Origin of the sequence: Acinetobacter bereziniae, from assembly GCF_016576965.1 — a bacterium.
GTDB lineage: Bacteria > Pseudomonadota > Gammaproteobacteria > Pseudomonadales > Moraxellaceae > Acinetobacter > Acinetobacter bereziniae.
Genome location: NZ_CP066119.1, coordinates 3,829,145 through 3,844,250 on the forward strand (window position 1 = coordinate 3,829,145; position 15,106 = coordinate 3,844,250).

General features: G+C 38.3%; 12 protein-coding genes. 6 read left to right on the top strand and 6 right to left on the bottom strand.

Annotation, left to right across the window (positions count from 1 at the left end; all coding sequences use genetic code 11):
* Positions 1-80 precede the first annotated feature (80 nt).
* The 3 genes from I9192_RS17805 to I9192_RS17815 all read left to right on the top strand — a co-directional run bounded on the left by I9192_RS17805 (position 81) and on the right by I9192_RS17815 (position 5,972).
* Positions 81-3,920, top strand: coding sequence for a DUF4132 domain-containing protein (locus I9192_RS17805; protein ID WP_005033610.1), 3,840 nt, complete (start codon positions 81-83; stop codon positions 3,918-3,920).
* 284 nt (positions 3,921-4,204) lie between these two features.
* Complete coding sequence (locus I9192_RS17810; RefSeq protein WP_005033612.1) at positions 4,205-5,437, top strand: beta-ketoacyl synthase N-terminal-like domain-containing protein; 1,233 nt, start codon at positions 4,205-4,207, stop codon at positions 5,435-5,437.
* A gap of 82 nt (positions 5,438-5,519) precedes the next feature.
* The gene (locus I9192_RS17815) at positions 5,520-5,972 is read left to right on the top strand and encodes a CopD family protein (protein ID WP_004830008.1); all 453 of its coding nucleotides are present in this window, start codon (positions 5,520-5,522) and stop codon (positions 5,970-5,972) included.
* 481 nt (positions 5,973-6,453) lie between these two features.
* Here the strand turns inward: I9192_RS17815 and I9192_RS17820 are convergent, their stop codons facing one another.
* From I9192_RS17820 to I9192_RS17840, 5 genes are all read right to left on the bottom strand, one after another.
* Complete coding sequence (locus I9192_RS17820) at positions 6,454-7,557, bottom strand: acyltransferase family protein (RefSeq protein WP_200149962.1); 1,104 nt, start codon at positions 7,555-7,557, stop codon at positions 6,454-6,456.
* 243 nt (positions 7,558-7,800) lie between these two features.
* Complete coding sequence (locus I9192_RS17825) at positions 7,801-9,234, bottom strand: amino acid permease (RefSeq protein ID WP_005033615.1); 1,434 nt, start codon at positions 9,232-9,234, stop codon at positions 7,801-7,803.
* 181 nt (positions 9,235-9,415) lie between these two features.
* Positions 9,416-9,787 carry a RidA family protein gene (locus I9192_RS17830; protein ID WP_004830021.1) on the bottom strand — a complete coding sequence of 124 codons (372 nt, stop codon included), beginning with the start codon at positions 9,785-9,787 and terminating at the stop codon, positions 9,416-9,418.
* Positions 9,788-9,797: 10 nt separating this feature from the next.
* Entirely contained in the window at positions 9,798-10,913 is a 1,116-nt protein-coding gene (gene alr / locus I9192_RS17835) for an alanine racemase (RefSeq protein ID WP_005033617.1), read from the bottom strand.
* Between the two features lie 89 nt (positions 10,914-11,002).
* The gene (locus tag I9192_RS17840; protein ID WP_004830025.1) at positions 11,003-12,262 is read right to left on the bottom strand and encodes a D-amino acid dehydrogenase; all 1,260 of its coding nucleotides are present in this window, start codon (positions 12,260-12,262) and stop codon (positions 11,003-11,005) included.
* A 138-nt stretch (positions 12,263-12,400) separates the two neighbouring features.
* Between I9192_RS17840 and I9192_RS17845 the strand changes: the two genes are divergently transcribed.
* Complete coding sequence (locus tag I9192_RS17845; protein WP_004830027.1) at positions 12,401-12,865, top strand: Lrp/AsnC ligand binding domain-containing protein; 465 nt, start codon at positions 12,401-12,403, stop codon at positions 12,863-12,865.
* Between the two features lie 60 nt (positions 12,866-12,925).
* On the opposite strand, the gene I9192_RS17850 is transcribed toward I9192_RS17845, so the two are convergent.
* On the bottom strand, positions 12,926-13,570 hold the full coding sequence (locus I9192_RS17850) for an HAD-IA family hydrolase (RefSeq protein WP_004830031.1): 645 nt from the start codon (positions 13,568-13,570) through the stop codon (positions 12,926-12,928).
* A gap of 105 nt (positions 13,571-13,675) precedes the next feature.
* Between I9192_RS17850 and I9192_RS17855 the strand changes: the two genes are divergently transcribed.
* Both I9192_RS17855 and I9192_RS17860 read left to right on the top strand, forming a co-directional pair.
* A complete protein-coding gene (locus I9192_RS17855; RefSeq protein ID WP_005033620.1) occupies positions 13,676-14,443 on the top strand; it encodes a hydroxymethylpyrimidine/phosphomethylpyrimidine kinase in 768 nt (255 codons plus the stop codon).
* Positions 14,444-14,538: 95 nt separating this feature from the next.
* On the top strand, positions 14,539-15,084 hold the full coding sequence (locus I9192_RS17860) for an FG-GAP repeat protein (protein ID WP_005033622.1): 546 nt from the start codon (positions 14,539-14,541) through the stop codon (positions 15,082-15,084).
* Positions 15,085-15,106 lie beyond the last annotated feature (22 nt).

Sequence of the window (15,106 nt, forward strand, 5' to 3'; positions counted from 1 at the left end):
TTCTATAATTTTGCTGAACAACCTAGCGAAGTATTAAAGACTATAGAAAAGCAACACGCAGTTGCTCAAAAGGAATGTATATGTTAAATCAACTTTTTTCAAAAATAGAGTCTATGTTTTCGAAGCCTGAAGATAAAAGCATTCAAGCACAACAGGCAAACTCATCCCCAGCTGAAGATATTGACAAATATAATGAGAACCTCAAAAGTAAAGTAGAAAAGCTTTATCATATTTTTAGCCCTTTGGCTGTCATTGAAGAACAACTTGATCAGCATGTAGTTTTATTTATTTTGGAAGGTGAAAACCCAGAAATTCTCATCAAACTACAACAGTACACCGATGAAAAAGCGTTACTTTTATTGGGCAAGCCTGGCACTTATAGCTGGTATTGGCCTCAAAATAGTCAAGCACTAGATAAAAAACAAAACAAGCTTGCTGATGCAGCATTAAAACTACGCCGTCGTTATTATGGCGAGATTTTTGATGAATTAAACGCTGATCAAATTACCCGTTTTGCCAAAGTGCTCGAAGCCGCCACCAAGCAAAAAAATTTCACCAATATTTATGAAAAGGTACCTTCTTGGTTTATCTACCTCACCGTAGATGCATTTATCACTGCTTTTGACAGCCAGCATTTTAGTGAAACTGATCCAAATAAATTATTAAAGCAAAATTGGACACAACAAAAACTGGTCGATTTACTTGAAAATGAACAGCAAGGTTTAGGGCAAGAGCTGTTAGCTTATTTATTTGAACGTCAAAATATAGACAGTTACCATGCCAATAAATTAGAAAAATTATTGCTCTTAAAAGACACCAAAGAATTTATTATTGAACGCCTAGAACAATTAAAAAACATTATTCCCAATCTAAGCATTATCGGACAGGAAAACTTTTTAGATTATATTGTTAAACAACCTTCTCTAATCAAACAGGTACCTGACTTAATTGTAAAACTCGCGATAGGTAAGTCTAAAACGATCCGTACCAAGGCAACCAGTTTGCTGAGCAATCTCAATGCTGAAGATAGTCAAAAATATTTACAGCACAGTTTACTGGAAGGTTCTAGCCAAGAACGTGGCTTTTCAGCAGATTTATTGGCGCGTTTAGGTGCAGACAATCTTGCTGTTTTAGAACAAGCTTTTGAGCAAGAAAAGCAAAAGTCCGTACAACAAATCCTACAAATGGCAATTCAACGCTTAAGATCCGTTGACAGTGCACAACTTCAAGAAAATATTGAAACCCCTGAATTTAAGCCCTTTATCGAACAAAAAATTCCACAGAGTTTTTCAGAGGTTATTTTAGAAAATTATCAGCAAATTTTAGCAAAAGCTGAACAAAATGCGCTTGATGAGATTGAAGAAAATAAAACTGCCAACTACAAGCGCAACTGGGCACAAGACCATTTAAAACAATTGAAGAAGATCAGTCGAGAGAGTTTATTGGCACTTGTGGATCAATTAAATGGTGATGCACCATTTAAAAATTTTCACAATGTTGAAAATATTATTACCTATAAAAACAAATATAAAAAATATCCTGAGTTTTCGATAATCCACGCTGCTCGAATTGTTTCTACACGAAATCGAGACTGGATCTATTGGCCAAACTTATTTGAAATGCTACGTCCAGAGGAATATGCTCAATATGAGTTGCGTCACATTGTCCAAGCTTTAGAGGCAGCTAAATTTTTCAGTCCTCAACGTAAAGTTGCTAAAGGTATTTTATCGTCATCATCTTATTATGAAAGTTTGCAGGATTATATTTACGACGCAGATAAAATTTGGCCATTCTTTGCTGAGAATCAACAATACTTAACAGAAGCTTTAGGGCTTTCCCCATCACTCGAAAAAAATGAATATCAAAGCTTTACCCCATCTGATGCAATTTTTGTGTTGAAATGCTTCCCGTCATTGCCAACTCAATTTATTCCACGTTTATTGGAATTTGCCTTAGGTGAAAACAAACGACTACGTTATGAAGCTCAAGAAACCTTGCAACACCTTCCTGATATCCATCAGCGTGCGATTGAAGCGCTAGACTCAGGTAAACAAGAGATTCGAATCACAGCAATTGAATGGCTCGCACGATTACAAAATCAAGATGCAGTCAAGCCACTAAACGCTTTATTGAAAAAAGAGAAAAAAGAAATTGTACGTGCTGCACTATTAACCGCTCTAGAAAAATTAGGGCAAGATATTAGCGCCTATCTCAAACCAGAAGTATTACTCAAAGAAGCAGAAGACGGACTCAAAGGAAAACTATCGGCAAGTTTTACTTGGTTTGATTTTGAAACACTGCCAAAAGTGAAATGGAAAAATGGCAAAGCTGTCGATCCTAAGATCATCAAATGGTGGGTGATTTTGGCTGAAAAACTGAAAGAACCAAAAGCCAATGAATTATTACAGCGGTACATGGGCTTAGTTGATGAAAAAGACCAAGTTCAACTGGCAAACCATTTATTACACAGTTTTATTCATCAAGATACTTTGCAAACACCACTTGATGAAGCAACACAATACGCAACCAAAGAAGCGCCTAGTCGCTTAAGCTCTTATCGCGATGCCTATAAACGCTACGGTGAGAAATATCCTGAGTATTATGCCAAATACGCGACCATCACTTTAGAAGAGGTGATTGAAGAAATTAAGCGTGAACGTTTAGGGCTCTATCTTGGTTCTGCAATCAAGAGTAAAGGTATGCTTTCACTCACAGCTAATGCACAAGGAAGTTTTGCAGTCAAACAACTCCAAAACTATATGAAACAGCACTACCCGCGTCGCTCGCAAATTGAAGCAATGATCAGTGCATTGTCCATCAGCAATGATCCTTTGATTATCCAGCTATTGCTTGCACTTTCTCGCCGTTATCGTACTGCTTCAGTACAATCCCTTGCGAATGCTTTAGTCGCCGAGATCGCAGAACGCAATCAATGGACCAGCGATGAACTTGCTGATCGCACCATTCCAACTGCCGGCTTAGACGAAAATGGTGTATTACAACTACAATATGGCTCACGTAACTTTACTGCCATTGTGGATGATAAAGACAAATTCATTTTAAAGAATGAAGAAGGAAAAGAAGTTAAAGCCTTGCCTGCTGCACGGCAAAATGATGATGAAAGCTTAATCAAAGAGGCTAAATCACTATTCAGCACCAGTAAAAAAGAATTTAAACAAGTGGTTGATATGCAAACAGGTCGTTTGTATGAGGCGATGTGCAGTGAACGTCAGTGGAATGTTGCTGAATGGCAAGAATACATCTTTGAACATCCAATTATGCGTCGCTTGATTCAACGTCTGACTTGGCTTGAAATTAAAAGCAACGGTGATAAAGTCAGTTTTAGACCGAGTGATGACGGTGCACTGTTGAATTTGGACGATGATGAAATTGAACTCAGTCCTGACAGTAAGATTCAAATTTCACATGCGGTTTTAGTTGGTAAAGAAGAAGCCCAAGCTTGGATTGCACACTTCAAAGACTATAAAGTGAAGTTTTTATTTGAACAAATGACTCATCATTTACCTCAATTTGAAGATGATAATGTCACAGAGATCAGTGATCATAAAGGTTGGCTAACCGATACATTTACCTTGCGTGGTGTAGTGACCAAGTTGGGATATCAGCGTGCCAGCATTGAAGATGGTGGCTCATTTGACCGATATACCAAGCCTTATAAACAACTGGGAATCGATGTCGAAATTACATTCAGTGGCAGTTATGTTCCTGAAGAGAACATTCCAGCAGTGCTATATGAATTGGCATTTAGTAAAAAAGCCAGCCGCTCTTGGAACAATAATGAACTCCCAATCAAAGAGATCCCACCTATTTTACTGGCAGAAAGCTACGCGGATTATTTAAAAGTCGCTGCAGCAACATCTGGTTTTGATCCAGAGTGGGAAAAGAAAACTCCGTGGTAAGCCATATTTCTTTAAAGTTGATTTAAGAAACCACCAATCAAAACCATCTATAATGACTTGTTGTTATGGATGGTTTTGCCTAATTGATGTAAATTCTCATGATTCATTAAAATGCTAAACCACGCCATAAAATCTTGGGTTTTCAATCAATTAAACAACATTTAATCCTTGAAGTTAATCGTGTAAATGATGCCTGAGAATCAGTATCTTTCGCCATTGAACTGAAAAACTAAACGCGTTTAAATGTGACCATTCATTCTGTATTCTAAAATAAAGGACTTTGCATGAACCGTCGTGTTGTGATCACTGGTATGGGTATTAACTCATGTATCGGTAATACATTGGAAGCTGTTAAGCATTCTTTGGAAAATGGTATTTCAGGAACACGTCATAATTCAACCTACGAAGAACTTAATTTTAAAAGTCATGTCAGTGCTGCGGCTGAACAAGATTTTGATGCTATTGACCGTAAGCTGAAACGCTTTATGGGTGTTTGTGCCATGTATGCGTATAATTCAGCGCTTGCAGCTGTTGAACATGCAGGTTTAACTCCTGAACAAATCGGTGGTAATCCTCGTTATGGTATTGCAGGAGGCTCAGGTGGTAACTCAACTGCTTCTGTCGCAGAAATGGTTAAGCTTTTAGAAGAAAAAGGTGCACGTAAAATCGGACCTTTCTTTGTACCGCGCAATATGTCAAACACAATCACCGCCAATGTCGGTGTTGCATTCAAACTACAAGGTGTTGCACATTCCATTACCAGCGCTTGTGCAACTTCTGCTGATGCCATTGGTTATGCTTACAACCTGATCCAATTGGGTAAACAAGATTTAATGCTTGCTGGTGGTGGTGAAGAAGATCACTGGTCACAAAGTTTATTGTTTGATGCAATGGGCGCACTTTGTTCTAAATACAATGAAACGCCTGAAACAGCCTCTCGTCCATACTCAGCTGACCGTGATGGTTTTGTTATCGCTGGCGGTGGTGGTTTCGTTGTACTTGAATCACTTGAACATGCCCAAGCTCGTGGTGCAAATATCCTTGCTGAAGTTGTTGCTTATGCGGCGAACTCTGACGGCGCGGATATGGTTGCACCATCAGGTGAAGGTGCAACACGTTGTATCCTTATGGCACTTGAAGAAGCTAAACAACATGGTGTAGACAAGATTGACTATGTCAATACTCATGGTACTTCCACTCCTGCTGGTGATGTAACAGAATTATTGGCTATGGGACGTGCGTTCGGTGAAGGCAATGTACCTCCACTCAGCTCAACCAAATCTATGACAGGTCATAGCTTAGGTGCTGCTGGTGTTCAAGAAGCAATTTACTCTGTATTGATGATGCAAAACGATTTTATCGCACCAAACATCAATGTGACTGAACTTGATGAAGGTGCAAAAGGTTATGACATCGTACTTGAAAAACGTGACGCAAAATTGAATACTGTGATGAGTAACAGTTTCGGTTTTGGCGGTGTAAATGCTTGTCTCATTTTCAAAAAATGGGAAGGCTAATTTAAGCAATTCTGATCATTCATGGTTTATCTATACTGTGAATGATCAAGTTTTCGCACACTGCCCTTAAAAGGGTAAATTGATGGATGCTCCTTCTGAAGCTTTCCTTTGGGTTAAAGCTTTACATATCATAGCAGTCGTGTGCTGGTTTGCTGCATTGTTCTACCTTCCCCGCTTATACGTTTACCATGCAATGAGTGAGGATACGGTCAGTCATCAACGTTTCGAAATTATGGAACGTAAGTTGTATCGTGGCATCATGTGGCCATCAATGATTGCAACACTAATTACTGCGCATTTTTTAGTGGATTGGGGTGATGCCACACGCCACTACCATGAAGCATTATGGTTTTATCTCAAAGTTGGCTTGGTTGGTCTGTTGGTGATTTACCACTTTGTTTGTGGTTATTACCGTAAAAAACTGATTGGCAATGCCCATTATAAATCACACAAGTTTTGGCGTTTTTTTAATGAGATGCCGACATTAATTTTATTTGCTGTGATTATTTTGGTGGTGGTTAAACCTACGTTTTAACTAAAAAATTCAAGCCTCATGCTATAAAAGCACACTCAAAGTTAGACATTTCGTCCAATTTAAAGTGTGCTTTCTATTTGAATAAGTTTATGCTGAGTGAAATCAGTATCTTTAAACTAAATATTCAATCAATAATTTCTTAAAATTTCATTGTCAACATCATTGATAAAAATAGTTTTTTTGGAATTTCAACGATCTCATGAGTATTTTTTCTTCAAAAATACTTTGTGCATATTTGTCCAGCCATAAACAAAAATATCTTTTTTGGCAATATCGATAGAATCATCCATTTTGAGTAAGTTCGTTAGCATCAATTCAAAGTCAGAAAAATATCGAATGAATTTATTTTAGAGTTTAATGCTTGTAAATGAATGAATGTACAATCGGCAATACAAAATGCCACAATCAAGCCAGATTAAATCAATTCCTTCATACTCCTTACTTTGTTTAATTTTCATGAGTATGCATCTAACTTTAAATTCTACTTAATCAACCAACGTCTAATTTTCAAATTCAAAGGTGCTGAATAATACTTTTCGATTGCCCAACTCAATATAAAAACACCTATAAAATAAATGGGCAATAGCATCAATTTTTCGGCGGGTAGAGTTTCTTTGGGAAGATAAAAAACTTTAAACATACCTAGAATAATCAGATGAAATAAATACATCTCATAACTACGCTGCCCTACCCACTCCATAGCTTTGGAGAGCATAGAGGATGATTCAGCTTGCGGATGTTGAGCAAAACAGAAAATTAAAATCGCAGACAATAGCGCAAAAATAGACACTCCCCATGTACTGACATCTTTAATTGGGGCATAAAAGTACAACATAATCATCAAAATACAAACCACAGGCACGATGATTTTTGGAATATCAAGCTTTGTCCCCACCTTTTGAGCAATTAATGCGGTCAAACACCACATTGCAATGCCATCGAAACTCGAAAAATAGTGATATAAATATGCCCCACTTTCTTCAGCAAAATGTAAAGAACGAAAGTAAGGTGCATAACAAATAACCACCAACAACAATGCAATAAAACCTTTCCCTCGCCCTAAAGCCAAACAGAGTATTGGAAAGGCTAAATAAAACACCTCTTCAACCGACAATGACCATAAGACACCAAGTGCATAATTCACCCAACCATTCTCAATGATCAATATATTCATCCAAAAGGTAAAAGCAGAAAATACAGTGAGCCCATAAGAGACTTCAATGTCATTGGGTGCTTGATTCATAAATGGTTTAAGTCCCATCGCACCAAATATCGTGACCAAAGCAACAAGCAGGACTAAACAAGGTATAATTCGTGCAATACGGCGAACATAAAAGTCTTTTACTCTGATATGTCCTAACGATCCACTTCTTTGTAAAGTGTGCTGGGTAATCAGAAAGCCTGAAATGACGAAAAACATCGTCACCCCATAGTTGCCATTACGCGCAATCAAATTATTAAGACTTTCTCCAAAAATTTGTACACCTAAAAATGTGTCGTGTAATTTATAAGGAATATTAAAATGATGAATCAGCACCAATAAAATTGAAATGCCTCGTAATAAATCAATCTTGTTATTGCGCATAGATATTTTTGTTTACCTAAAGTGGTGCTATTAAACGTGTTTTTTATTTTTATTTCAGTATTTTATTTTGAACAATTTGTTAATAAATTGATGTAGCCTATGGATTGCGAATCTAAAAATAATGCCAATCAAGACATCGTGAACTATATAAAATTTATAACGAAATCAATTTAATTAGAAAAAATATACAGGAGATGACCTAAAACCATCTCCTGATCAGTTAAAAGTTGACGATATTCAACATTAGTCTTGTTGATGACTACGTTTTCTCATACGCGGTTTATACATGAACTGATAAGTGACCGCCAAAATAATCGCCCACAACGGACTGATGATGAGTGCCTTTAAAGTATCAGGCTCCAAGCTGAGAATCACCAATGTAAACGCAAGGAAGACCAATACAATATATGACATCCATACGCCACCTGGCATTTTAAAGTTTGATTTTGCATGCAGTTCTGGGCGTAATTTACGATAGCGTATATAACATACCATGATGATACTCCAGATGCTGATGAACAAAATCACGCACAGAGAACTTGCCAGCGTAAATGCTTCAACAGTATTCGGTACAAAATACTGTAAGGCTGCACCAGCCATAATGAAACCACAAGAGAACAACAACCCTTTTGCAGGAACAGCACGCTTTGATAGCTCAGCTAGCTTTTCAGGCGCTTGACCTTCTTTGGCTAAACCAAAGAGCATACGACTGGTTGAAAACACACCACTGTTCATTGATGACATCACAGAAGATAACACCACCAGATTCATAATAATGGCAGCACCACCAATACCTGCATGCATAAATAACGATACAAAAGGACTTTGGTCAGCTGGAATTTCTGTCCAAGGTGTTACAGACATTACAATAAACAATGCCAATACATAGAACAAAATAATCCGTGTAGGAATTGCATTGACCGCTTTAGGCAAGTTCTTTTCTGGATCTTTGGTTTCAGCCGCCATCGTACCAATCAGCTCAACCCCCACAAAGGCAAATAAGGCAATTTGGAAGCCTGCTAAAAAGCCAGTTCCGCCTTTCGGAAACATTCCCCCATATGACCACACATTGCTAAAGCTGGCAACGGAGCCACTTGGCGCTTGAAAGTGGCTAAATACCATATACCCACCAATCAAAATCAAGCCCAGAATGGCTAGAATCTTAATCAATGCAAACCAAAATTCAATTTCACCGAACAATTTTACGGTAAGCAGGTTAATCCCGAGGACCAAAAGCACGCAGCCTGCACTAATCAGGGCTTGCCCCATGGGCGTAAAAGCAACGCCATCGGGTAACCAAAAATTCAAATAATTAATAATTGCAGCTAAATCAGCAATACCAACCAAAATCCAACCCAGCCAATAAGACCAGCCGATGTAGTAACCTGCACCAGGACCAATCAAGTCATGTGCCATGTCGATAAATGATTTGTAATGCAAATTGGAAAGTAGAATTTCCCCTAATGCACGCATTAAGAAGAAAAACATGGCACCAATAATCATATAAATGATTAAAATCGAGGGACCTGCTAGAGAAATTGTTTTCCCTGATCCCATAAATAAACCTGTACCAATCGCACCGCCTATGGCAATTAATTGCAAATGACGATTTGATAGTTTCCGTTGCAGCTCATGTGGCGACGATGGTGCGTCATCTGTATGGCTTGAAGTTGTCATAAAAATATCCTTTTTGACAATTTTTCTGGAGGTAAAACTTGCTTGTGGCAACAGAACATTCCCGTTCTATTTTGTTTTACCCAACTTGAGCGAAAGCACATGGTTTACATGTGCTTTGGCTTTGTTTCTAAATAAGTACGATTTAAGTCATGCAGTGATCAATGCGTAGACATTAAAAAGCTTATTTCTGTGCTGCAGTGACTGCAATTTCAATCAACCAATCTGGATTCACCATATCTGCTTGAATTGTGGCACGAGAAGGGGCAACACAACCTTTTAACCAATCCACCCAAACAGCATTGAATGCTGGAAAGTCTGATAAATTTTTTATGTAAACATTTGCAGACAATAAACGTGATTTATCAGTATCGGCTTCAAGCAATAGTTGATCGATGGTTGCCAAGATATCTTTGGTTTGACCCACAACATCAAGTTGCGTATTTTTAGGTACTTGACCAGATAAATAAACCACTTTATTAAAAATTGTGACTGCACTCATCACTTCATTGCTATTCAGTTTCTGAATATCAGCATGTTGAAGATTATTTGACATCTTTATTTCCTTATTTCGAAATTTTGAAATTAACGCGTGCAGTGACACCACACATGAGTTCATAACCAACTGTGCCTGAACTTACAGCAACATCATCGATCGGCAGTACAGCACCGTCAGAAGATTGTCCCCACAACACCACTTCACTGCCAATGTCAGCATCCGTAATATGAGTTAAATCAACTGCGAGCATATCCATACTGACTCGACCAATGGTTTTAGTCAGTACAGAATTGACCAACACTGGCGCATCCATAGAAATACGCTGATAACCATCAGCATAACCACATGCAACAATACCGATTTTCATCGCATGGGGTGCTGTGAACTTTGAACCATACCCCACTGTTTCATTTGCCTGTAAATCTTGAACTGCAATGATTTCACTGCGCAAACTCATGCTTGGTTTAAGATTCCAGTCTTGGATTGAATGGGTAGGATAATCAGGTGAGCTACCGTAAAGCATAATGCCGCTACGAATATAATCTGAATGTAAATCTTGTGAATGTCTCAGGATGGCAGCGCTATTTGAGACCGAGCGGTCACCCGCTAAATCGTGAATCGTCTCATCAAAAACACGTTGTTGATATTCAATCCCAGATTTTCCCAAACGCTCTCCATCTGCATCTGAAAAATGCATCATATGGGTGATGGACTTGACCGCAGCACACTGTTTCAATCGTTGCCACATTGTACGATAAACCTCTGGTTTAAAACCCAGACGATTCATGCCCGTATTCATTTTTAAAAATACGTCGAATTGGGTCTGTGATCGAGCATGTTGTGTTTGGAACTGCTCTAACCAAGTAATTTGTGCTGTGTGATGCAAACTAAAGCTCAATTGGTACTTTTCACAATCCATTAGATCTTCTGCGGAGAAGATACCTTCTAAAAGCAAGATTGGACCTGTCCAACCTAATTTTCTTAATCTTTTTGCTTCATCAATATCCAATAAAGCAAAACCATCTGCGGATTTAAACGCTTCATAAACACGCTCAATTCCATGCCCATATGCATTGGCTTTGACCACTGCAAAAACCTTACTTTGAGGCATAAATTGACGAGCAACATTTAAATTATGCTGTAATGCATCATGATGAATGACAGCAGTAATTGGTCTAGGCATGTTATTCGTCCCTGAATACGAATCTGCAATTAAAGCGTTTATCTCTAAACGCCTTAATACAATGTGAATAATAAAAATGAATGCAGTTTTTAAGCTGCGTGAGGATAACGCTGAATAGATAGACCTTCTGTACTAATATCTGTTTGATGATTCAATACAAGATCACTGATCAATTTTCCTGAACCACATGCCATCGTCCAACCTAATGTGCCATGACCTGTATTTAAGAATAAGTTTTTAAAACGTGTCGCACCAATAATCGGTGTACTGTCTGGTGTCATTGGACGAAGACCTGTCCAGAACGATGCTTGTGCCAAATCACCACCTGGGAATAAATCTTGAGTAACCATTTCTAAAGTGCCACGACGGTCAGCATTTAAACCATGGTTAAAACCACTCAGCTCAGCCATTCCACCCACACGGATACGTTGATCAAAACGCGTGATTGCAATTTTATACGTCTCATCTAAAACTGTAGACTGTGGTGCAAATGTTGGATCAACAATCGGAATGGTTAATGAATAACCTTTTACAGGATAGACTGGTAAATTTAACTCAAGAGGTTTTAAGAAATCCCGTGAATAGCTACCAAATGCCAATACATAACGATCAGCTGTCAATACTTGACCATTGACCAGAACCCCCTTGATTTCATCACCTTCAACCACAAGTTTTTCAACATTTTGGTTAAATTTAAAATCTACGCCCAAATCTTTGGCTAAGTTGGCTAAGGCATTGGTAAATAAATAACAATCGCCTGTTTCATCATTTGGAAGATGCAAACCACCCACCAATTTATCTTTCGCATGTTCGAGTGCTGGCTCAACCTTAGCAAGATCATCTTTAAGCAATAGCTCATGAGGAACGCCACACTCTTTCAGTACAGCAATATCACGTTGAACCATCTCTAATTGTGCTTCATTACGGAAGACTTGCAGGGTACCTTTTGAACGGTTTTCGTATTGAATACCTGTATCTTTACGAAGCTCTCTTAAACAGTCACGGCTATATTCAGCAACACGTGTCATACGTTCTTTATTGATGGCATAACTTTCTGAATTACAGTTTTTAAGCATTTGCGCCATCCACTGTAATTGCCACATGCTTCCATCGATATTGATTGCCAGCGGTGCATGGTGTTGAAACATCCACTTCACAGCTTTGAATGGGATACCGGGTGCAGCCCACGGCGTTGAATATCCTGGGGAGATTTGACCTGCGTTACCAAAGCTGGTTTCTTCAGCAGGACCTGCTTGACGATCTAAAACTGTAACTTGTGCTCCTTGCTGCGCGAGGTAATATGCACTTGCTACACCAATCACACCACTACCTAATACGATTACACGCATTTCTTATCCTTTACGCATTTACTAGTTTATTTAACTAGTATATTTTTGGTTCAATAGTTTATTTCACTATTTTTAATGTTAAAATTTAGGTGTTTTAATTTTTTGTCGTGAAAATTCACCAAAAAAAGGAAATTATTGATGCGTAAATTAGACCGTATAGATCGAATGATTTTAGAAATTCTTCAGAATGAAGGTCGCATTGCCATCAGTGAATTGGCTTCGCGAGTTAGTTTATCAACAACACCTTGTTCTGAGCGAGTTAAGCGTTTGGAACGTGATGGCATCATTATGGGCTATCATGCGCGCCTCAATCCAAAACACCTCGATCGTAACTTATTGGTTTTTCTTGAAATTAGTCTTTCTGCAAAATCTGGTGACGTTTTTGAACAAGTCGCGAAAGATTTAATGGAAATACCAGAAGTACAAGAGTGCCACCTCATTTCAGGGGACTTTGATTATCTGGTCAAAGCCCGATTAAAAGAAATGAGTGCTTACCGTCGTTTACTGGGTGACTTACTTAAAAAACTTCCCTCTTCCGCATCTTCACATAGTTATATTGTGATGGAAGAAATTAAAGAATCACTGTACCTTGATGTCAAATAAATAAATTATTTTAACAACTTACAACAATTCACTTAATTTAGCTCATCAACATGGATCGTATCAAACAAAATTGAGCAGTTCAGCAAAGCTTTTGATCCGAGCCTTTGGCTGAGCAAGATCTAACTCCTGCTGACTTCCATAACCATATTCAACTGCAATTGTTTCAATGCCATTTTTGCGAGCACCGAAAATATCATGCTCTCGGTCTCCGACCATAAGACATTGTTCTGGATTGAGCTGTTCTTTATCTAAAATATAGGCAATCAATTCGGCTTTGTTGGTTCGTTCACCATTGAGTTCACTTCCATAAGGATAGTCAAAATAACTCAATAAATCGAAATGATCTAGAATTTGACGCGCATAGACTTCAGGTTTTGCTGTTGCTAAAAACAGTCGATAACCTTTATTTTTCAGTGCAGCTAAGGTCTGCGCAACATCCTCAAATACATGATTTTCAAATAGCCCAGTAACAGCAAAACGCTCTCGATAACCCAATAAAGCTTGCTCAGCCAATACATCATTTACATCAATATTCAACAATTTTGCTAAAGATGCTTTTAGCGGTGGACCAATGATCCAATCAATATTTTCAGACTCAGGAATAGGATGTCCTACTTTTGCAAGACCGTATCGTGCAGATGTGGTAATCCCTACCTTTGGGTCAGTGAGTGTTCCATCCAAATCAATTAAAATATTCTTTATCATGGTCCAATCCTTTAAATCTGCGTTTCAAACAATTATCAAATTACTATCGAGTGTTCTCTCAAAGTTGCCTATACTAACGCAAATTTGAGAATTAAGGACATCATCGTGCGCCCTACTGTACTTTGTTTTTCAGGTCTAGACCCTTCAGGTGGAGCTGGCTTACAAGCTGATATTGAAGCAATTGGTCAAAGTGGTGCGCATGCGGCAATTGCTTGTACAGCATTAACCATTCAAAACTCTCAACAAGTCTTTGGTTTTGAAGCGACCTCAAAACAACTCTTACTTGCTCAAGCCAATGCTGTTGTTGGCGACTTACCGATTAAAGCGGTGAAGTCTGGGATGCTGGGAACTACAGATAACATTGCCGCTTTGGCTGATTTTTTAAGAGAACATCCAGACTATCTCTATGTGCTTGATCCAGTTTTAGTGGCGAATAGTGGTGGTTCTCTAGGTAATCAAGAGACCTTAGTTAAAGCCTTTGTTGAACTGATTCCGTTAGCAACTGTCATTACCCCAAACACAGTTGAGTTACGTGCCTTAACAGGTGAAGATAATATAGAACAGGCAACCCAGAAACTCTTTGAAATGGGTGCTCAAGCCGTTTTAGTTAAAGGTGGACATGAAGATACACCTGACTATATTCGCAATGCTTTATATGTAAATGGTGAAATGATCACTGAATCGAAATGTCCGCGTTTAGCAGGTGAATATCATGGCTCAGGTTGTTCACTTGCGAGCTTTATTGCTGGGCGCTTGGCACTGGGTGATCAACTTAAAATTGCGGTACAACACGCCGAAACATGGTTATTTGGTGTATTGAAAAATGCAGAAACACCCATCGAAGGTGGGCAAAAAATTCCAAAACGTTTTTAAACCTAATGATCCTAAACAAACTAATGTCCAAAATTTTATCCATTCATTTATAGGTAAGGTTTTGGACAATTGATCAAACATAACAGAGAACAACAATGATTAAAAAAAGCTCAATCATCTTGGCTTGTGTTTTTTCCCTCAGTCCACTCACTTTTGCCTTCCCCCAACAACAAACTGTTACAGGGAATTTAAACTACACTGTAAATGGACAAAAAACTCAATTTTTATTTAAAAATGGCGATGAAGAGTTAGGGCAGCTCACCATTAAAACTGCATCAAAACGGCAAACATTCCCACTGCAAGAATTGCCTTATCAACGCTCCTACCAGATCTATTTTAATGATTATAATTTTGATGGATATACCGATATTGCAGTGTCTGCTCCAGATATGGGTATGGGGGTTTATGCTGTCTTTGATATTTTTCTTTACCAACCCAAAAGCAAAGATTATCAAGTATTAGATCAAAGTAAGATTGATTTTAGCCATGCCCAATGTTCTATATTGGCAGATCTCAAATTGATTCCTCAGAAAAAACAAATGACCAGTTCATGTCGAGGTGGCGCAAGATGGTGGGTTGATACCTTTGAATTTAAACATGGGCAATGGAAATGGTTAAAATCTAAGGCAGAGGATGAATGATTCAACAATTTTATGATCAGCG

Excerpts from the sequence above, each read along its gene's own strand:
- I9192_RS17825 (WP_005033615.1), bottom strand. The coding sequence starts at position 9,234 with ATGACAACTTCAAGCCATACAGATGACGCACCATCGTCGCCACATGAG.
- I9192_RS17850 (WP_004830031.1), bottom strand. The coding sequence starts at position 13,570 with ATGATAAAGAATATTTTAATTGATTTGGATGGAACACTCACTGACCCA.
- I9192_RS17840 (WP_004830025.1), bottom strand. The coding sequence starts at position 12,262 with ATGCGTGTAATCGTATTAGGTAGTGGTGTGATTGGTGTAGCAAGTGCA.
- alr (WP_005033617.1), bottom strand. The coding sequence starts at position 10,913 with ATGCCTAGACCAATTACTGCTGTCATTCATCATGATGCATTACAGCAT.
- I9192_RS17860 (WP_005033622.1), top strand. The coding sequence starts at position 14,539 with ATGATTAAAAAAAGCTCAATCATCTTGGCTTGTGTTTTTTCCCTCAGT.
- I9192_RS17815 (WP_004830008.1), top strand. The coding sequence starts at position 5,520 with ATGGATGCTCCTTCTGAAGCTTTCCTTTGGGTTAAAGCTTTACATATC.
- I9192_RS17845 (WP_004830027.1), top strand. The coding sequence starts at position 12,401 with ATGCGTAAATTAGACCGTATAGATCGAATGATTTTAGAAATTCTTCAG.
- I9192_RS17830 (WP_004830021.1), bottom strand. The coding sequence starts at position 9,787 with ATGTCAAATAATCTTCAACATGCTGATATTCAGAAACTGAATAGCAAT.
- I9192_RS17820 (WP_200149962.1), bottom strand. The coding sequence starts at position 7,557 with ATGCGCAATAACAAGATTGATTTATTACGAGGCATTTCAATTTTATTG.
- I9192_RS17810 (WP_005033612.1), top strand. The coding sequence starts at position 4,205 with ATGAACCGTCGTGTTGTGATCACTGGTATGGGTATTAACTCATGTATC.
- I9192_RS17805 (WP_005033610.1), top strand. The coding sequence starts at position 81 with ATGTTAAATCAACTTTTTTCAAAAATAGAGTCTATGTTTTCGAAGCCT.